Annotated in this window: 19 protein-coding genes; 9 read left to right on the plus strand and 10 right to left on the minus strand. The window is 50.7% G+C overall.

Translation table 11 applies throughout. The features are described from left to right. Together CFLAV_RS30195 and CFLAV_RS30200 are read left to right on the plus strand one after the other, a co-directional pair. The coding region (locus tag CFLAV_RS30195; protein WP_040550860.1) for an AsmA family protein at window positions 1-3,029 on the plus strand (3,029 nt) is incomplete at its 5' end. Window positions 3,030-3,119: 90 nt separating this feature from the next. Beyond that, window positions 3,120-4,490, plus strand: coding sequence for a dipeptidase (locus CFLAV_RS30200; RefSeq protein WP_007418733.1), 1,371 nt, complete (start codon window positions 3,120-3,122; stop codon window positions 4,488-4,490). A gap of 5 nt (window positions 4,491-4,495) precedes the next feature. Here CFLAV_RS30200 and CFLAV_RS30205 read toward each other — a convergent pair whose 3' ends face one another. Further along, window positions 4,496-5,083, minus strand: coding sequence for a Maf family protein (locus CFLAV_RS30205; protein WP_040550864.1), 588 nt, complete (start codon window positions 5,081-5,083; stop codon window positions 4,496-4,498). A 14-nt stretch (window positions 5,084-5,097) separates the two neighbouring features. After that, a complete protein-coding gene (locus CFLAV_RS30210; RefSeq protein ID WP_007418735.1) occupies window positions 5,098-5,715 on the minus strand; it encodes a DUF1802 family protein in 618 nt (205 codons plus the stop codon). 180 nt (window positions 5,716-5,895) lie between these two features. On the opposite strand from CFLAV_RS30210, the gene CFLAV_RS30215 reads away from it, so the two are divergent. Further along, on the plus strand, window positions 5,896-7,131 hold the full coding sequence (locus CFLAV_RS30215; RefSeq protein WP_007418737.1) for a nucleoside permease: 1,236 nt from the start codon (window positions 5,896-5,898) through the stop codon (window positions 7,129-7,131). Between the two features lie 43 nt (window positions 7,132-7,174). Further along, window positions 7,175-7,999, plus strand: coding sequence for a sugar phosphate isomerase/epimerase family protein (locus tag CFLAV_RS30220; RefSeq protein WP_007418738.1), 825 nt, complete (start codon window positions 7,175-7,177; stop codon window positions 7,997-7,999). Here CFLAV_RS30220 and folK read toward each other — a convergent pair. The 4 genes from folK to dapF all read right to left on the minus strand — a co-directional run bounded on the left by folK (window position 7,992) and on the right by dapF (window position 11,058). Beyond that, complete coding sequence (gene folK, locus CFLAV_RS37740; protein WP_007418739.1) at window positions 7,992-8,492, minus strand: 2-amino-4-hydroxy-6-hydroxymethyldihydropteridine diphosphokinase; 501 nt, start codon at window positions 8,490-8,492, stop codon at window positions 7,992-7,994. The two genes, CFLAV_RS30220 and folK, sit on opposite strands and share 8 nt — an antisense overlap. Window positions 8,493-8,531: 39 nt before the next feature. After that, complete coding sequence (gene dapB / locus CFLAV_RS30230; RefSeq protein WP_007418740.1) at window positions 8,532-9,266, minus strand: 4-hydroxy-tetrahydrodipicolinate reductase; 735 nt, start codon at window positions 9,264-9,266, stop codon at window positions 8,532-8,534. A gap of 11 nt (window positions 9,267-9,277) precedes the next feature. Further along, complete coding sequence (dapA, locus tag CFLAV_RS30235; RefSeq protein WP_007418741.1) at window positions 9,278-10,168, minus strand: 4-hydroxy-tetrahydrodipicolinate synthase; 891 nt, start codon at window positions 10,166-10,168, stop codon at window positions 9,278-9,280. Between the two features lie 80 nt (window positions 10,169-10,248). After that, a complete protein-coding gene (gene dapF / locus CFLAV_RS30240; RefSeq protein ID WP_007418742.1) occupies window positions 10,249-11,058 on the minus strand; it encodes a diaminopimelate epimerase in 810 nt (269 codons plus the stop codon). A gap of 156 nt (window positions 11,059-11,214) precedes the next feature. Here dapF and shc point away from each other — a divergent pair, with 156 nt between their 5' ends. The 5 genes from shc to CFLAV_RS30265 all read left to right on the plus strand — a co-directional run bounded on the left by shc (window position 11,215) and on the right by CFLAV_RS30265 (window position 17,093). After that, window positions 11,215-13,263 carry a squalene--hopene cyclase gene (gene shc, locus CFLAV_RS30245; RefSeq protein WP_237712485.1) on the plus strand — a complete coding sequence of 683 codons (2,049 nt, stop codon included), beginning with the start codon at window positions 11,215-11,217 and terminating at the stop codon, window positions 13,261-13,263. A 57-nt stretch (window positions 13,264-13,320) separates the two neighbouring features. After that, complete coding sequence (locus CFLAV_RS30250; protein WP_007418744.1) at window positions 13,321-14,448, plus strand: quinone-dependent dihydroorotate dehydrogenase; 1,128 nt, start codon at window positions 13,321-13,323, stop codon at window positions 14,446-14,448. Window positions 14,449-14,579: 131 nt separating this feature from the next. Continuing rightward, entirely contained in the window at window positions 14,580-14,933 is a 354-nt protein-coding gene (locus tag CFLAV_RS30255; protein ID WP_150107683.1) for an HU family DNA-binding protein, read from the plus strand. 120 nt (window positions 14,934-15,053) lie between these two features. Then, on the plus strand, window positions 15,054-16,307 hold the full coding sequence (gene hisS, locus CFLAV_RS30260; RefSeq protein WP_007418747.1) for a histidine--tRNA ligase: 1,254 nt from the start codon (window positions 15,054-15,056) through the stop codon (window positions 16,305-16,307). A gap of 24 nt (window positions 16,308-16,331) precedes the next feature. Beyond that, window positions 16,332-17,093: a class I SAM-dependent methyltransferase gene (locus CFLAV_RS30265; RefSeq protein WP_007418748.1), complete on the plus strand. Its 762-nt coding sequence runs from the start codon at window positions 16,332-16,334 to the stop codon at window positions 17,091-17,093. Between the two features lie 69 nt (window positions 17,094-17,162). Here CFLAV_RS30265 and rplS read toward each other — a convergent pair whose 3' ends face one another. From rplS to rpsP, 4 genes are read right to left on the minus strand one after another with little or no spacing between them, the layout of a single operon-like run. Then, the gene (rplS, locus tag CFLAV_RS30270; RefSeq protein ID WP_007418749.1) at window positions 17,163-17,537 is read right to left on the minus strand and encodes a 50S ribosomal protein L19; all 375 of its coding nucleotides are present in this window, start codon (window positions 17,535-17,537) and stop codon (window positions 17,163-17,165) included. A gap of 46 nt (window positions 17,538-17,583) precedes the next feature. Further along, window positions 17,584-18,252, minus strand: coding sequence for a tRNA (guanosine(37)-N1)-methyltransferase TrmD (gene trmD / locus CFLAV_RS30275; protein ID WP_007418750.1), 669 nt, complete (start codon window positions 18,250-18,252; stop codon window positions 17,584-17,586). A gap of 29 nt (window positions 18,253-18,281) precedes the next feature. After that, window positions 18,282-18,527: a KH domain-containing protein gene (locus tag CFLAV_RS30280; RefSeq protein WP_007418751.1), complete on the minus strand. Its 246-nt coding sequence runs from the start codon at window positions 18,525-18,527 to the stop codon at window positions 18,282-18,284. Window positions 18,528-18,541: 14 nt separating this feature from the next. Continuing rightward, window positions 18,542-18,799 (minus strand): 30S ribosomal protein S16, encoded by a 258-nt coding sequence (gene rpsP, locus CFLAV_RS30285; protein WP_040550862.1) that lies wholly within the window; start codon window positions 18,797-18,799, stop codon window positions 18,542-18,544. Window positions 18,800-18,874 lie beyond the last annotated feature (75 nt).

Raw genomic sequence — 18,874 nt, forward strand, 5'->3', positions numbered from 1 at the left:
CCGTGCGGATGGTAAAGAACTATAAGGAGAATGGCGCGCGCGATATTACGGAGGTTTCAGGTCTTAATTTTGAACTCACCAATTTGAAGAACGGTCAGCAGGGCAAGATGACTTTGGCTGGTAATATCAACGTTGATAATCGCCCCCCTGCCCCGGCGACGAACGCCCTGATGCAAGCCGTCATGGTCGGCAATTTCGCAATCATTCCGACAGCTGATCTCAAGGGAGGCTCCGTCAACGGCAATGCCCACCTCGACGTGCAGAAAGGTGCCGGCAGCTTGAGCCAACTCGCCACGCTGTCAGCCATCATCGATTGTGACATTACTCCCACTGATATCAAGCAACTCGCTCTTCGTTTCCAAAAGGCTGGCGCCAATCTGGGCGAACTCCGGGTCAATGGTCCGTTCGACATGGCCAAAACCGAGGGGCATTTGAATGTTCAATTGGCGGGAATCGACAAGAACGCTCTGAATCTTGCAGGCGCGCAAAGCGGCATTGATTTCGGAACCACGGTGATGAATTCCACGAATCATGTGGATCTCGCCAATGCCGGCAAACAAATCGCCTTAAAGGGAGCTTTCAACATCAACCAGCTTCGCGTGACGCGTGCAAACCAGACCACTCCCACCCTGGACATCGTTTCTGATTACAACCTGAACGTTGATACTGACAAAAAGCAGGCTTTGATCAACGCACTCAATATTAATGGCTCCGAAAACCAGCAATCTTTCCTCCAGGGCGGATTAACCAGTCCAATGTCCGTTGCCTGGGGAAATGAAGCCAATCCGGTCGGTGATTCCGCGTTTAAACTTGGGATCAATAAATTGAACCTGGCTGATTGGCGTCCGTTCCTCGGCGGAACGTTGGTGAACGGAATTGTGAATCTCGCTGCCAACGTGTCTTCGCAGCAATCGGGCAAAAAGCTTGGCTTCGATGTGAGCTCAGATGTTACCGGCATGGAGCTGAACCTGGCCACGAATCACATCACTCAGACCGACGTGCATTTTCAAACGAAAGGCGAGGCAGCAAATCTGAATGAGTTCAACTTGCAGCAGATTGGAATGCAGCTGAACCATGCCGGGCAGCAGGCCCTGTCCTTCACCGCCAACGGCACCTTCAACAAAACAACTCAAGCGGCCGACTTGCAAATTGCCTTGGATGGCTCCCTGGTTCGCCTGCTGGATATCATGTCCTCTCCTGACATCAAGGCAACCTCCGGCAGCCTGCAATTGAAGGGTCATGTCGTTCAGAACCAGACGAGCAAGACAGTGACGGGCAATTTCGCACTGGCAGATTTCACCGGGCAGATGCAGAGCAACCGGTTCGACCATTTTGGCACAACCGCTGACCTGGACGTGGCGATGAATGGAAGCCAGTTGCAGATTCGCAAAGCCAATGGGGCCGTGACTCAGGGACAGACTGTGGGCGGTAAATTTGATGTCACGGGTGATTACGATACGGACAAGAAAGCGGGGCAATTCACCGCGAAGCTCGTGGATTTCAACGAAAATGCACTCCGTCCATTCCTCGCCTCTGCTCTGAAGGATAAGCAATTGGTATCGGTGCTGGTTAACGCCACGAGTTCGGCAAAGCTCGATCCCCAGGGAGAATCTTCTGTCAAAGCCGATTTCCAACTGGCGAAACTGGTTGTAAGTGATCCAACACAGAAGACCACTCCTACTCCACTCGAAGCGAAATTCCAGGTGGATGCCGGGCTTCAAAAGCAAGTCGCCACCATACGCCAATTTCATATTGCGCTCACGCCAACGGCTCGGGCAACAAACGACATGACACTCACCGGCCAGGTGGATATGTCGCAGACCAATGCGACTTCCGCCAATCTGAAGCTCAAGGCTGACTCGATAGACGTGACGCCCTATTATGATATTTTTGCGGGAAAGAAGAGCGAGAAGAGTGCGGCCAGCCAACAGGCTCAAGCTCAGCCTCAACCCGCTGCAGCGACGCAAGCGGCAGCGAACACGGAACCGCCTGCTGTGAACCTGCCCCTGCGTAATTCGACTGTGGATGTCAGCATTGGGCGCTTTTATCTGCGGCAGGTTGAGATTACCAATTGGTTGACCACCGTCAAAATTGATGGCGGTCATGTGTTGCTCAATCCATTTAAACTCGCGCTGAACGGTGCACCGGTGAATGCGAATGCTGACTTGAACCTTGGTGTTCCAGGTTATCAGTATGATGTCGGTTTCTCGGCTGATCGAATCCCCATTGCACCAATTGCTGACTCTTTTGCCCCCCAGTACCAGGGCCAAGCCAAAGGTGATTTGATAGCCAATGCACAAATCAAAGGAGCGGGCACAACCGGCGTGAATTTAAAAAAGAATTTGAATGGCCAACTCAATTTTGCATTCACCAACGCGAATATAGTTCTGACCCAAAGCAAGTTTTTCCAAAACGTTCTTGGCACAGTAGCCTTTGTGATTCAAGAACCCGACTTAACCAATTCTCCGGTAAAATACATTCTGGCTAATGTGAAAATGGGCGATGGCAGCATCAACCTTACACAGTTTAAAATGGCCAGCGACACTTTCAGCGCACAAAGCCAGGGCGTGATCCCGATTGCTGATGTCGTCACAAATTCACCAATTAACAATTTGCCCCTGCAATTGTCTTTGCGGCAATCCATCGCTCAAAAAGCCCGCCTCGCACCGGCCACCTCCGCCACGAACAACGATTATGTCGCTCTGCCGACATTTGTTACAGTGCAAGGCACCGTGGGCAATCCAAAAGCAAACGTAGACAAGGTTGCGCTTGGCCGAATCATTGCTGATGCAACCGGCGCTACGAAAGCTCTCCAAAAGGCAGCTGGCAAATACATTAATCAAGTTCCCGGCCTTGGTGGCCTGCTCGGTGGAAGCACGAATGCGCCATCTGGAGGCAATACGAACAAACCTTCGGGTGGGAATGTATTTGGAAATATTCTGGGAGGTTTGACCGGCAGCAACACCAACCAGCCTGCCTCTACGAATGCACCCAAGAAGCGTGGTTTGTTTGACTTGCTGCCGAAGTGATGACTAAATAACGCTGTTGCTGCTGGAGACGGGTCGCGAGACAGAATCTTAAATCCCTCCACATCTTTATTAATCTAAAACCAATTTAACATGCAAAAAGTAACCGAATATTTGCGCAGCAATCAGGCTCGCTTCATTGAGGACCTTTGCGATTACGTCCGCTTTCCCAGCGTCTCGGCCCAGCCCGAACATCGCAAGGATTTGAAAGCTTGCGCGGAGTGGCTGGTGAAACATTGCAAGGGCATTGGTTTGGAAACTCGCCTCTGCACTACGGAAGGCAATCCCATCGTAGTAGCAAAAACTCCTCGTAAAAAGGGTGTCAGGCGTCCTCACTACATGGTTTACGGTCACTACGATGTGCAACCGCCTGAACCATTTGATTTGTGGAAGACGCCGCCTTTCGAGCCGACCATCCGGGGCAGTTCGATGTTCGGACGCGGGGCGAGCGATAACAAGGGACAAAATCTTGCTCACCTCACAGCTGCGGAAGCTTATATCAAGACCGGCACAGAATTGCCTTGCGATCTGACTTTCGTGATTGAAGGCGAGGAAGAAGTTGGCAGCAAAAGTCTCGCTGCGTTCCTGGTGAAAAATCAGGCCGAGCTCACCTGCGATGCGGTCGTGATTTCAGATACCGGAATTCCCGCGAAACAACTCCCTGCCCTTACCTACGCGTTGCGTGGCATTGCCGCTTTCGAAATCATCATTCACGGTCCCTCGCGCGATTTGCATTCCGGGATTTTCGGCGGTTCGGTGGATAATCCTGCAATGGCATTGGCTCAAATTCTGGCCAAGCTTCGCGACAAGAACGGTCGCATCACCATTCCGGGCTTTTACGATGACGTAGCGCCACTTTCCACCTACGAACGGAAGCAGATGGCCCGGCTGCCTGGATCGGAAAAGGAATTCGCCAGGTTTCTTGGAGTACCAAAGCTTTTTGGTGAAAAGGGATTTACAGCCAATGAGCAACGCATGGCCCGGCCGACATTCGAAATCAACGGTCTTACCAGCGGTTATCAAGGCGAAGGGAGCAAAACGATTGTTCCGTCGTGGGCTCGTGTGAAGATTACGATGCGGCTCGTGCCAAATCAAAACCCCGGCAAGATCATCAAATCTTTCAGATCCTATCTTACAAAGCTTTGTCCGCCCACCGTACGGATGGAGATTAAATCGGGTCACGGCGCGGAACCCTATATCGTCTCTCCCACCAGCAGTGAAGCGCAGGCGGCATTGCGCGCTCTCAAATCAGCATTTGGAAAGGAGCCCGTGTTGATGCGCGAAGGCGGATCGATTCCGATCGTCAATCAATTCAAGAAGTATCTCAGGGCGGACACTTTATTGTTGGGCCTGGCATTGCCGGATGACAATGCTCATTCACCGAATGAGAAGTTTGATCTGGAGCTCTTCGAAAAAGGACAGTTAATGAGCGCGCATCTTTGGCAGGAATTGCCGAAGAAGTAAGCGCCTCAAAGTGTGCCGAGTGCAATCTCCCACAACGAAAGCTCCTCCCGCAGATGCTCGAGGGGCAAGCCTACGACGTTGGTAAAAGACCCGGAGATTTGCTCTACGATCTTCTCACCATGTTCCTGGATGGCATAAGCGCCAGCCTTGTCGAGGGGATTGATGGCATTGAGATACTCCGCTATTTGAGCATCGTTTAGGGACCGAAATGTGACCTGGGTCGTCTCCGCAAACACGCGATGTCGATGACTGCGCAAATGCATCAGGCAGACACCGGTGACGACGAGATGGGTTTCGCCTTGGAGTGCCTGCAACATTCCATGAGCTTCATCCCTATTTTTCGGCTTACCGAATAGTTGGTTGCCCAAATAGACGAGAGTGTCCGCCCCCATCACAATGGCGTCAGGAAACCGCTTCGATATGGGGCGGGCCTTGCGGTATGCGTTGACGCGGCAAAGTTCTCCAGCCGTGAGTTGCTCGTTGTGCAGTTCGATGGCGTCACTGGGAATCACCTCGAATTCCACGTCCAGTTGGCGCAACAACTCCGACCGTCTTGGCGAAGCCGAAGCCAAAATGAGTTGGGGCAAGTTCATTAATGACTTCGGCATTAAACGTCCGCTCTCGATTCTTCTGCGGAATCTGAGTAGATGCTGGCGTGCCCATTTTTTATGCCCAATGCTTCACGAAACTTTCTGTGCATGACTTCAAAAGCCGCATCGTTCAGCACTGGCTGAGAACCTTCGGTTGCAATTTCTTGATCCACTTGAATCCAGGATTTGCAGCCTCCATAAGCTGGCAGCATTGGTAGTTCAACCACTACCGGAAGACAGAATACGCGGACTGCCATGGCATAAATTGTTTTGTCGCGGCCCCAGTCGAATCTTTCGGCCACGACCTCGTCGCGCCAGACATGCTGTTCCCTTAAGGCATGCGCACGTTCCAAAGAATCGAGTCTTTCAGCAGAAACGACTCTCACAAAATATTCCAACCGTAATCTGTCTGATGCCGGAAAGCCCGGAGCGATTTTATCGTATCTGGCTTGAGCGAAAGGAATGACCAATTCCCGCTGCTGATGAAACAAGGTTGGAAAGAGCAAATACTCCGAGTATTCCGGCTTGAATCCGCCGCGGCCTTCACTGATGCCACCCTTGCGCAAAATGACGATTTGCTCGCCCTTGCCCAGAGCATCCACAATCACAGCCCATTCTTTAAATGCCGTACGCATAATGGAAGCTTAACTTCCCGGCATGGCAAAGTCGAGCGGCACAACCACTTCGGGTTGACGCATTTCATTAAGGGGCTGGATCAACAACACCAGATAATTTGATCGCAAAACCATCCCATCACTTGGCTATAGACTTGCCTAGGAGCCATTCATTCCACTAATCTACGATGAATTAAATCTATGAATACCTCTATCCGGATTCGCCTATCCATCATGATGTTCCTCCAGTACTTCATCTGGGGTTCCTGGTATGTAACGATGTATACTTTCTTGAGCCAGACTCAGAAATTTCCCGATGGACAGATCGGCTTGGCTTACGGGACTACAGCCCTTGCAGCCATGATCTCTCCTTTTTTTGTAGGCATGATTGCGGATCGTTTCTTTGCCACCGAAAAAGTTCTTTGTTTCCTTCATTGCGCAGGTGGTGTGCTCCTCTATTTGGCTTCACAACAAACTAGTTTCTGGGGCTTCTATGCGCTCTTGCTGGCTCATACTTTGTGCTACATGCCCACGATGGCCCTCACAAACTCCCTTTCGTTTTCGCACATGACGGATACTGGCAAACAGTTTACGGGCATTCGAGTTCTGGGGACAATTGGGTGGATAGCCGCCGGCCTCCTGGTAGGAGCAATGAAAATCGAAGCTGCCAAAACCCCCATGGTAATTGGCGCAGTGGCCTCGATCGTTATGGGAGTTTTCTGCCTCTGCCTGCCCCATACTCCGCCCAAAGCTGCGGGCGAACCCGTTAGCGTGCGCGCCGTGCTGGGTTTGGATGCGTTGAGCTTGTTGAAAGACCGCTCCTTCGCGATCTTTGCCCTCAGTTCTTTCATGATCTGTATTCCTTTGGCGTTTTATTACAATCTCACAAACGGCTTTTTAAACGAATTGAACGTCCAAAACGCTGCTGGCAAGATGACAATGGGCCAAATGTCCGAGCTCTTTTTCATGCTCGTTTTTCCCTTCTTTTTCTCCCGCCTTGGCATAAAGAAGATGCTCATGGCAGGCATGCTGGCCTGGGCCGTACGGTACCTGCTTTTTGCTTATGGTAACAGTCAGTCGTTGGTATGGATGCTTTACCTCGGCATTATTCTTCATGGCGTATGCTACGATTTCTTTTTTGTCACTGGTCAGGTATACGTGGATAATCAGGCCTCTGAAAAGATACGCTCGGCAGCCCAGGGTTTCATTGCTTTCATAACCTACGGTTCGGGTATGTTTGTCGGCTCATTGATCCAAGGCAAGGTTGCGGGAATGTATGCACTCCAGCCTTCGGGTCATAACTGGCGAAGCATCTGGATCATTCCGGCTGGCGGAGCTGCAGCTGTTCTGATCCTTTTTGTTTTATTCTTCCAAAGCAAGGACAAGAAGCAACTCAAGTCCGTTCCGGCAATGGATCCCGTGGCAATTGCAGAATAGTGCCTGAGGTCGCTGCATAAAATTCAGAGCATTTTTCAAGCCCATGTTCCAGATATCTCTGGCTGAATGGTCGCTCCATCGCGCATTGGAGAGTGGCAAGCTTGACCACATGGATTTTCCCAAAGTCGCTCGCAACGACTTTGGAATTCATGCCATTGAACTGGTAAACACTTTCTTCAAAGCAAAAGCTAAAGATCAGGACTATTTGGCTGAGTTTAGGAAACGAGCAGACGACTTCGGCGTAAAGGCCTTGCTCATCATGTGCGACCATGAGGGAAACGTGGGCGATGCTGAGCCCGAGGCAAGAAAAAATGCCATCGAGAATCATCGTAAATGGCTGGAGGCGGCGAAATTCCTCGGCTGCCATTCCATTCGAGTAAATGCTTACTCCTCGGGAACTCCTGAAGAACAAAAGGAGTTTGTGAGCGAAGGTTTGCATACGCTTTCCGAAGCTGCAGCGAAACTGGAATTGAGCGTTCTCGTTGAAAATCATGGTGGCCTTTCCTCCAATGCTGCCTGGCTTGCCTCAGTGATCAGAAAGGTCAACCTGCCTAACTGCGGCACCCTGCCCGATTTTGGAAATTGGAAACTGGCAGATGGAACTGAATACGACCGTTATCAAGGACTTACTGAACTGATGCCTTTCGCAAAATCCGTCAGTGCCAAATCTCGCGACTTTGATGCCAGTGGCAATGAAGCCCACAGCGATTATCGACGCATGGTGCAAATTGTCCTCGCTGCGGGTTATCACGGTCACCTGGGCATCGAATACAGTGGTGAGCAGATTTCGGAAGCTGAAGGAATTCTGACCACCAAAAGGCTTCTCGAAATTGTGAGAGCTGAGTTTTCCCGGAACCAGGTCAACTGATTTTCCTGATTTCTTCATTGGAACCCAGATCGCGGAGCAATTCCACTACATTCCTGAGTTGCCCTGGCAAAAGCAAATCAGGAGCGATTTCAGCGAGGGGTTGAAGGACAAACCTGCGCAAATGCGCACGTGGATGAGGCAAAACCAATGTTGCGTGGTTGCGCACCTCGTTACCAAAAGAAATCAGGTCCAGGTCCAAAGGCCGGGGTTCGTTCAAGACCTTCTTGGTTTGACGACCAAACTCCCTTTCCAAGGTTTGCAACCTCGACAACAACGACTCGGGTGTTTCGCCGCTTTCTGGGACCAAGCCAATTACAGCATTCAAAAACATCGGCGAACCAGGCGGACAGTCGACTGGGGTCGTTTCCCAGAAAGAGGATTTAAGAAGTGGCTCAGTCGAAATCCGTTCCAGTCTGAGTATGACATCTTGTAGAATTCGTTTGGAATCTCCCAAATTGGATCCTAAGGCAATGAAAGCAAGATTAGGATTCATTGCAGTTTCAATTTGGCATTCGCTCCGGCAATGTCGAACCTACTTAAGCCCGAGTACATCCTGCATGTTGTAGAGGCCGGGCTTTTGCTTCACCACCCATTCGGCAGCCCGTAATGCACCATTCGCAAAAGTCTCACGACTGGAGGCTTTGTGCGTAAGTTCAACGCGTTCACCATTGGTGGCGAAAATAACAGTGTGATCGCCAACCACATCCCCACCACGCACAGAATGCATGCCAATTTCTGACGCAGTGCGCTCACCAACAATCCCCTCCCGTCCATGACGCAAAGCTTCCTTAAGTTGGAGCTTGCGCACATCGGCCAATATTTCCGCCAGCGTGGTCGCGGTGCCGCTCGGAGCATCTTTCTTTAACCGGTGATGCATCTCTACAATTTCCAGGTCAAAATCGGACCCAAGAATTTCGGCAGCTTTGCGAGTCAGCCAAAAGAGCGTATTAACACCGGTGGAAAAATTTGTGGCGAGCACGATGGGAATCTTCGAAGCAAGACTGACAATCTTTGCTTTGTCAGCTTCTGAATGCCCCGTGGTGCCAATCACGATCGCCTTTTTATGCTGCGCGGAAACTTCCGCAAATCCGGCTGAAGCGGCGTGAAAGCTAAAATCAATTACCACGTCCGCCTCTTTAATCACGTCCGCAAGATTTTCTCCCGCATCGATTTGGCCCGCGACCTTCAGTTCAGGATTGCGCTCCGCACAGGCAATCAACGCCTTGCCCATACGCCCCTTGGAACCGGTAATAATTACTTTGGTCATGGCAAATCTTCTTATTTCAAGACACCGCAAACCTTCAATGTATTCTTTAACACGTCGCGATTTTTTGAATTCATTGGCACGAGGGGAAGACGATATTCCTCTTCAATGATCCCCATCATGGCAAGTGCAGCTTTCACTGGCAGAGGATTGGTTTCAATAAACAGGTCTTTAAAGATCGGGTAATATTTATCGTGAAGTTTAAGCGCCATGGCCGCTTTGCCTATGGTAAAAGCCTGCACCAGATGACATACCTCACGCGGAATGATGTTCGAAGCCACACTGATTACCCCGTGGGCACCCACTGACATAAAAGGCAGCGTCAAAGAGTCGTCTCCACTAAGGATGGTGAAATTAACTCCCAATGCCTTGCGAATCTGCGTTACTCGATCGGTATTGCCACCTGCTTCCTTGATACCAACAATGTTTACACAATCGTGCGCAAGTCGATTTACCGTATCCACCGCAATCTCCACACCACAACGTCCGGGAATGCTATACAGCATGATTGGCAACTTGGTTGCCCGGGCAATGGCGTGAAAATGTTGGAACAACCCTTCCTGGGTCGGCTTATTATAATAGGGAGCCACTTGCAGGGATCCATCGGCCCCCAACTCTTCTGCATGCTGGGTCAAATAAATGGCTTCGCTGGTTGAGTTTCCACCTGTGCCTGCCAGCACCTTTACCTTGCCCGCAGCAAACTTCACTGCGAGTTCAACCACTTTGATATGCTCTTCGTAATTGAGTGTTGGCGATTCCCCGGTCGTACCGACAGGCACGATGCCATCAACACCGCCTTTGATCTGCATCTTGATCAAACGCTCAAGTGCAACCTCATCAATCGCTCCGTTTTTAAACGGCGTAACAATCGCCGTATACGTACCAGTAAATATTGGTGACTTCATTAAAGTGGGATAAACTCAGGTAAAAATACCTTTTTGACTAGTATCTTTTTTCACCTTGAGACTCGGAAGGACTTGAGGTCTTAAATGGTTACCTTCCCCTCAAAAACAAAATCTGCAGGGCCTGTGAGCTTTACATCCTCGAAATGGCCGCCATTTTCCTTGAAACTGACCTCCAACAAATCGCCCCCTTGCACTTGGACCTGAATCGGAGACTTGAACCCATTGAGTTCGGCCGAGATAAGGGCGGAAGCGGTTACGCCAGTTCCACAAGCCAGGGTTTCGCCCTCCACTCCGCGCTCGAAAGTGCGAACTCGTATGGCGCCGTTACCAAGTTGCTGAACAAAATTTACGTTGGTCCCTTTCGGGGCAAAATGCGCATGTCGTCGAATCTCCTGCCCCAACGACAGAACCATGGCCTTATCTGCATCAGGAACAAATAAAACCGCGTGTGGAACACCTGTGTTCAGAGAGTGGATTGGCTGTGCTCCGACGGATAGAGTCACCTGCTCGTTTAACCGTAAATCCCTTGGTTTGGTCAAGCCAATGGTGACGCGCTCACCTTGAAAACTGGCGGTAATAATTCCCGCACCAGTCTCAAACGTAAACTGGCTGTTGATGCCCGTCAGCTTTTGCACAAACCGCGCAAAGCATCGCGCTCCATTGCCACACATTTCCGCCACGCTGCCATCGCTGTTATAAAAATCCCATGCCCAGTCAGCCTTGCCGGAGACACATGGGACCAGCAGCATGATGCCATCTGCGCCAATGCCTCTTTGCCGATGACAAAGTTGGACCGCCTGCTCCGGGCGTAACTTCACTTTCCTCTCCCTGTTATCCACGAGAACAAAATCATTACCTGCACCGTTCATCTTATTGAATTCCAAAACCATAGACGCAAGTTAACAGTTCGAAGTTGAAAGTTCAAAGTTCAAAGTTATTGTACTAAGCCTACTCGTGTCTCAGTGGCAGACTTATAAAGGGAACGGAGGATTTAGGGAGTGATAAAAAACTTTACAGCCCTTTGGCCTATTCGCAGAGTAAAGGGCGTGTCAGTAACATCGCAGGACGGGCATTCGGCAAATGGTGCCTCAAAACCAGATTTCGAGGTTCGACCGCATGTGGACCTTGAAACGGCCATTCATAGGTCTCAAAGCTTTTTGCTCAAGGAACAGAAACCGGAAGGCTATTGGGTCGGTGAGCTGATTGTTGATTCCACGCTTGTCTCAGACACCATCGCCTATCATCACTGGAATGGAAAAGTGGACATGGAATGGCAGCGCAAGGCTGTTAACCATATCTTCTCCATGCAACTACCGGATGGTGGCTGGAACATCTATTATGGTGGCCCCGCAGAAATAAATGCGACCGTAAAAGCCTACCTCGCCTTGAAGCTGGCCGGAGTGCCGGTGATGGACCCGCGCATGCTGCGTGCCAGGTCTGTGGCGCTGAGCATGGGCGGCGTGCCACGGATGAACACTTTTTCCAAGCTGTATCTCGCACTGCTTGGATTGTTTCCTTGGAACTATGTGCCAACCATTCCGTGCGAGGTCATACTGATTGGAAAATGGTTCCACGTTAACTTTTATGAGATGAGTTCATGGAGTCGGTCGATGTTGGTGCCGCTTGCCATCATCAACCACTTCAAGCCGACTCGCAAACTGCAAAACCAGGTCAAACTGGATGAGCTTTATCCGGAAGGTTATCACGAGCGTGATCTGGCGCTGCCGCCCGACCCGGAATTTCTCACTTTCAGAAATTTTTTTCTCTGGCTCGACAAACTTCATAAGTTCGCGGAACTATGGGTCCAGGCTGGGATTCATCCTTTTCGTCGTCGTGCGCTGAAAAAGTGTGAGCACTGGATGCTTGAGCGTTTCGAGGGCTCCAATGGGCTGGCCGCAATTTTTCCGGCAATGCTCAATTCGCTCATCGCGTTGAAGGCGCTGGGATATCCAGGTGATCATCCAGAAGTGAAACGTGCCGAGAAGGAACTTAAAAACCTTGAACACGAAACTGCGGACACCGTGCGCATCGAACCGTGTTTCTCACCAGTGTGGGATACCGCAATCGTTGCCATATGCCTGCATGAATCAGGCATTCCAAGCGATCACCCGGCACTAAAAAAATCCGCCGAATGGTTAATAGATAAGGAAATTCGTTTTCGCGGGGATTGGTATTTTAAGAATCCCGTCGATGTCGAACCCAGCGGCTGGGTGTTTGAATTTGAGAATAAGTGGAATCCAGATGTGGATGACACGGCCATGGTTCTCCTCGCATTGAGGAAAATCCCAACCAGTGACGTGAAACGCCGGGACGAATGTTTTCAACGCGGTCTCAAGTGGATGATGGCCTTCCAGTGCAAAGACGGTGGTTGGGCGGCATTTGATAAGGATTGCACCAAGGGCATTTTGGAAAAGGTTCCTTTCGCCGACCATAACGCGATGCTTGATCCTGAGTGCGCAGACATTACGGCACGCATCCTGGAACTGCTGGGCTATGAAGGTGTGGGTGTCGACCATCCTCAGATCAAAAAGGCGCTCCAGTTTATTCAGGAAGAACAGGAAGACGATGGATCCTGGTATGGTCGGTGGGGCGTTAATTATATTTACGGCACCTGGCAGGTGTTGCGTGGCTTGCGTGCGTTGAATATCAACATGAACCAGCCCTGGCTTTTGAAGGCTCGTGACTGGCTTGAAAGTGTTCAGCACGAAGATGGCGGTTGGGGCGAGCGTTGCAACACCTACGATGACCCTGTCTTCAAAGGCCAGGGTCCAAGCACAGCCTCCCAGACCGCGTGGGCAGTGATGGGATTGTGCACATTTGATGATCCTCAACGGCCAAGTTTGATGCGTGGCATTGATTACCTGATCAAAACCCAAAATAGTGATGGTTCATGGACAGAACACGAAATCACGGGCACTGGTTTTCCCCGGGTCTTCTACCTCAAGTATGATATGTACCGGAATAGCTGGCCGCTTCTTGCCCTGGCTACCTACAGGAATCTATACGCCTCATCTGAGAAGACGGCCAATGGCCACACCAACGGCCACTCTGTTCAATTACCCGAAGCACTCAAAACACCTCCTGCCTTCAAATAAGGCATTTGCGCCACAAGTTCTGGCCATGCAGTTATAATTTCGGCTACCTTCTTTTGCATGGGTTGGCCATATAGACATTTGCTCCGTCCTTTGCTTTTTAAACAGGACTCGGAGGAAATTCACAATCAGACTCTAAGTGCATTGGCGTGGGCGAGTCATCGTCCATGGATCTGCGATGCGGTAGGATCATTCTTCGGAAGTGAGCAATTGCCCGTGGAATTGTTCGGCTTGAAGTTCCCAAATCCAGTCGGGCTCGCCGCTGGTATGGACAAGCAGGCCGCTGCCGTGCCGATGTGGTCTGCGCTTGGGTTCGGATTCACAGAACTGGGAGGAGTGACCTGGCACCAGCAACCCGGTAACCCGATGCCGCGCATGTTCAGAGCCGCTCGCGATCAGGCGCTGATTAACCGCATGGGTTTCAATAATCCGGGCGCTGAGGCAATGGCTGCACGTCTTAAAAATTGGCACTCCCAAAACCGCTGGCCGAGTCATCCTGTCGGCATCAATTTGGGAAAATCGAAGATCACGCCCCTGGAGGAAGCGGCTCAGGACTATTCAAACTCTTTCCGTGTGCTTTGGCCTTATGCAGACTTCTTTGTTGTCAATGTAAGCTCACCCAACACTCCGAACCTTCGCCAACTTCAGGATAAGACAGCCTTGAATGAGATTCTGAGTGCGCTCCAGCAGGTAAATCGCGAACAACTTGCCCAACCCTTCGCTCAAGGCCGCTCTCCAAAGCCGATTTTAGTCAAAGTAGCTCCGGATCTGACCTATGAGGCGTTGGATGAAATCCTCGAACTGGTTGGTCCAAGGGAGCTTTCAGGCATTGTTGCCACTAATACCACTATAGCGCGTCCCCCAACCCGCCACGCTCAAAGCTCGCGCACCTATGCCGAGACAGGAGGGTTAAGTGGACGTCCCTTGGCTAAGCGCAGCACGGAAATAATCCGCCATTTATACCGTCAAACCAGCGGAAAAGTGCCTATTATTGGGGTTGGAGGCATATTCAACGCAGATGATGCCTGGGACAAAATAACCGCAGGAGCTTCTTTGATCCAAGTTTATAGTGGGATGGTTTATGAAGGGCCTGGTATTGCCAAAAACATCAATTCGGGGCTATTGAAAAAACTGGAAAATAAGGGAATCTCAAGCATTGCAGAAGCCGTCGGAATGCACGACCGTTAGATTGTCGTAAGGGCTACCCATGCTAAACTTCTGTATATTATATAGTTGACGATTTTGGTTTAAGAGTTTATACATTGATTAACAGGTGAGAATAATAGAGAGCGCTTAACCCTTCCGAATCCCAAATGACTATGACAAAGCGTGACTTGGTCATCCGTATCAGCAACGAGACCGGCTTGGTGCAACAACAGGTACTGGATGTAGTGCAAAAAACATTGGATTACATCGCTGAAGCCCTTTCCAAGGGCGACAAAGTGGAACTCCGCAACTTCGGTGTATTTGAGGTAAAGGTGCGCAAAGCTCGTATCGGGCGCAATCCAAACGCGCCAGCCACAGATGTTCCTATTCCTCAACGCTCAGTCGTCAAATTCAAACCCGGCAAGGAAATGCGCGCCGAGGTTTTCAAATTGAGTCCTGACGGCCACCCTCTGGCTGCCGAGGCAGCAAACAACGCTGCTCCGCAGCCTCAAACTAACAATCATTGATTGTCATTCGTGCTCTCACGGGGCGCTCGCTTCATGGCGGGCGCCCTTATTTTTTCTGCCAGTCCTAAAATTGGTGGTTGCCTGACAAGGCATTTTACCGTTTAGCTTTGCCCCGACGTTATGGATCGTTTACCAGGTTTCCGAGATTTTTATCCTGAACCGCTCCCACACCCTGATGTGTGGAGTGCGGATGCACGAAATTATATTTTTGACAAATGGCGCTCAATGGCCAGGCGCTATGGTTTTCGTGAGTACGATGGCCCGCCTTTGGAATCGCTCGAGTTGTATACCACGAAGAGCGGAGATGAAATCGTCGCTCAACTCTATAACTTCACAGACAAAGGTCAGCGGGAAGTCGCCATGCGCCCTGAAATGACCCCTACCCTGGCTCGCATGGTGGCAGCGCATGAACGTAACTATAAGAAACCCATCAAGTGGTTCGCCCTTCCCCAACTCTTCCGTTATGAACGCCAACAGAAAGGCCGCCTGCGCGAACACTTCCAGTTCAATGCAGATGTATTTGGTGAAAGTGATGTTGCCGCCGATTCCGAGCTGATTAGTTTGCTCATCGATACTCTCCGTTCGTTCGGCCTTACCGCAGAAGACTTTGTCATCCGGCTTAGCAGTCGCAATGCCTGGCATGATTACTTCAACCAGCGTTGCACAGACGAGTCCAAAGCATATGAGTTTTACCAAATCATCGATAAACTCGAACGCGAACAGCCAGAACAGAGCAAAACAAAACTCTCTGCCCTTGGATTTTCATTCGAAGAAATTCAGTCGTTCATTCACACAGGACAACCCACCGCCGAGCTGGATGCCATTCTAAAAAACCTGGCGGCGCGCGGACTCGGAGATTTCGTCAAAGTGGATTATCAGGTCATACGCGGCCTTGCCTATTACACCGGCGTAGTCTTTGAAGCTTTCGATAAAAAAGGCGAGTTTCGCGCCATTGCCGGAGGAGGCCGATATGACAACCTCGTTAAACTAATCAGTGGCGGCAAAGTGAACCTCCCGGCACTCGGCTTCGGCATGGGTGACGTCGTGCTGCTTGAATTATTGAAGGCACGTGGACTGCTGCCCAAATTCGAGAGTGGAATCGATCTCTTTTGCTTGATCGAAGATGAAACCCTTCGCCCTGATTCATTGAAGCTGATTCAAGATTTGCGCAGCGCAGGTTTCGCAGTGGACTATTCACTCACCCCCGCGAAACCAGATAAACAATTCAAACGGGCGCAGGAAATCAAAGCCGCATTCACGATAAAAGTTGAGCGCACACCATCAGGCGAACTGATGGCCAGGGCGAAAAATCTTCAATCACGTGAAGAAAAGGTTTCTGCACCGTCTGAAATCGTGAAGAATCTAAAACCTTGACCGGCATGCATACCAACCCTGCTTATGAGTGATTCAACCAAAAGATTCTCAAGCAGAGTTGATAACTATATCCGGTATCGTCCCGGGTATCCGGCGGAAATTGTTGATTTGTTGAAGAGCGAATATGGCCTCACCAGCGCAAGCCTCCTTGCTGATATTGGTTCAGGAACTGGCATCTCCACTGAGCTCTTCCTAAAGAATGGCTATCAAGTAATCGGCGTCGAACCGAACAAGGATATGCGGGAGGCCGCCGAGCGATTACTCAAAGATTATCCTGGATTCCGCAGTGTAGCTGGAACGGCTGAGGCAACTTCGCTCGAAGAACACTCTGTGGATTTTATCATCGCGGGCCAGGCATTTCACTGGTTCATCCGTGAACGGACCCGGGAGGAATTCATTCGGATTCTCAAGCCAAACGGTTGGGTTGTTCTCATTTGGAATGACAGAAAGACCGAGGCATCGCCTTTTCTGATTGCTTACGAGCAACTGCTAAAACAATTTGCGACCGATTACGAGAAGGTGGATCACAAGCAAATCAATCCTGACGTCATCAGGGCATTTTTTGAAACTGGCACAGTCTCTCTGCACGTCTTTCCCAATCAACAATTGTTTGATCTCGAAGGACTAAAGGGCCGGGTGAATTCCTCCTCTTACGCTCCTGAACCCGGACATCCGAATTACCTGCCCCTGATGAACGCGTTGAAAGCGGAGTTTGCGAAGTATCAGGTTAACGGGAGAGTCTCATTCCACTACGACACGACCGTTTATTGCGGTCGTTTCGACTAATCACCATTTCCTCCAGGTAAACAAAAAAGCGAGGCCGAAGCCTCGCTTGTAAATTCGAATTGCCAGCAATTACTTCGCAGCAGCCGCAACGCGCGTTTCCTTTTCCTTGACCAGCGTTGCACCCTTGCCCAGGCGCTTGCGCAGGTAGGTCAGCTTCGCACGGCGAACGGCTCCCTTGCGTTCCACTTCCACCTTGTCAACGCGAGGTGAGTGCACAGGGAAAATACGTTCGACACCTTCGCCGTAGCTGATACGACGAACGGTAAAAGTAGAATTCAATCCATGACCACGACGGCCAATCACCACACCCGAGAAAATCTGAATGCGCTCTTTGTCGCCTTCAACAACCTTCGTGTGGACCTTCACAGAATCTCCCACGCCAAAATCAACAGCGTTCTTGCGATACTGTTCCGACTCAATTTTATCAAGTAATGCTTGGTTCATAAAACTATTCTTTCTGGCCACCACCAGAAGCAGTTAGCCAATTTAACTAATCCAACAAATCCGGTCTACGTTCTTTTGTCCGCAACTTCGCCTGCTCGGCCCGCCACTTCGCGATCTCCGCATGATTTCCCGAAAGCAAAACTTCCGGCACTTTCATCCCACGGAAATCCGCCGGCCGCGTGTAATGCGGGTACTCCAGCAATCCGTGACTGAACGATTCTTCATGCGAACTCTCATCATCGCCCAGCACACCCGGCAACAACCGCGTCACCGCATCTATGATCACCATCGCTGGCAACGCCCCATTCGTCAGGACATAATCGCCAATCGACAACTCATCATCCGCCAGATGCTCGCGTATGCGCTCATCGAATCCTTCATAACTGCCGCAGATCAGAAGCAAATGCTCCTGCTGGGCCAGTTCGCGGGCAATCGCTTGATCGAACTTTCGCCCTGAAGGCGATAGCAAAATCACCCGTGTCTTCTCGCGTGCCAAATCTTCAACCGCTTCGAAAATCGGTTCGGGTTTTAGCAACATCCCGGGACCACCACCGAACGGACGATCATCCACCGTCTTATGGCGGTCATGAGTGTAGTCCCGCAAATTGCGTATCGTCAAATCCAACGCACCAGTTTTGCGCGCCCGCTGCACGATACTCTCATCAAGCGGTCCCGCAAACATCGCGGGAAACAATGTGAGCACGTCAACTTTCATGCTCGATGAGCGACTGCTTGCCCCTCGGCTTAGCGAGCCGGTTTGTCCTCAACAATTTCCAGGCTGCAGCGCAAGCCCTTCTTCGCACTGCCTGCCACCAACAATGATCGAATCGCGTTGATCGTCATCCCCTGCCGGCCAATCACCTTGCCAACATCCTCTGGATGCAAACGTAATTCGTAAATGGTCGTGCCCTCACGTTCCACTGGTGTGATCGTGATGGCCTCAGGGTGATGCACCAAACCTTTAACCACGTATTCCAGAAAGGCTTGCATACCCGGAATATGAATTAAGCGGCGGGAGCGGCTGCCCTCTTCGCCTTCTTGATGAAAGAAGCGACGGTATCGCTCGGCTGGGCACCTTTGCTGACCCAGTAATTAGCCCGCTCAACGTCGAGAACGAAATTGTTCTCCTTCTTCAAGGGCTGATAAGTGCCGATTTCTTCAATAAACTTCCCATCGCGCGGGCTGCGGCCGTCCGCCACCACGATACGAAATACCGGGGTGTTCTTCGCCCCTACGCGCTTCATCCGAATTTTAACTGCCATAAATGATTCTCATTTGTGGTGGCGGCGAACCACGGTTTATGCCGCCCGCCGTTATCGGCGTCTTCTAAAAAAGAG

The sequence above is a fragment of the Pedosphaera parvula Ellin514 genome (assembly GCF_000172555.1).
GTDB lineage: Bacteria > Verrucomicrobiota > Verrucomicrobiia > Limisphaerales > Pedosphaeraceae > Pedosphaera.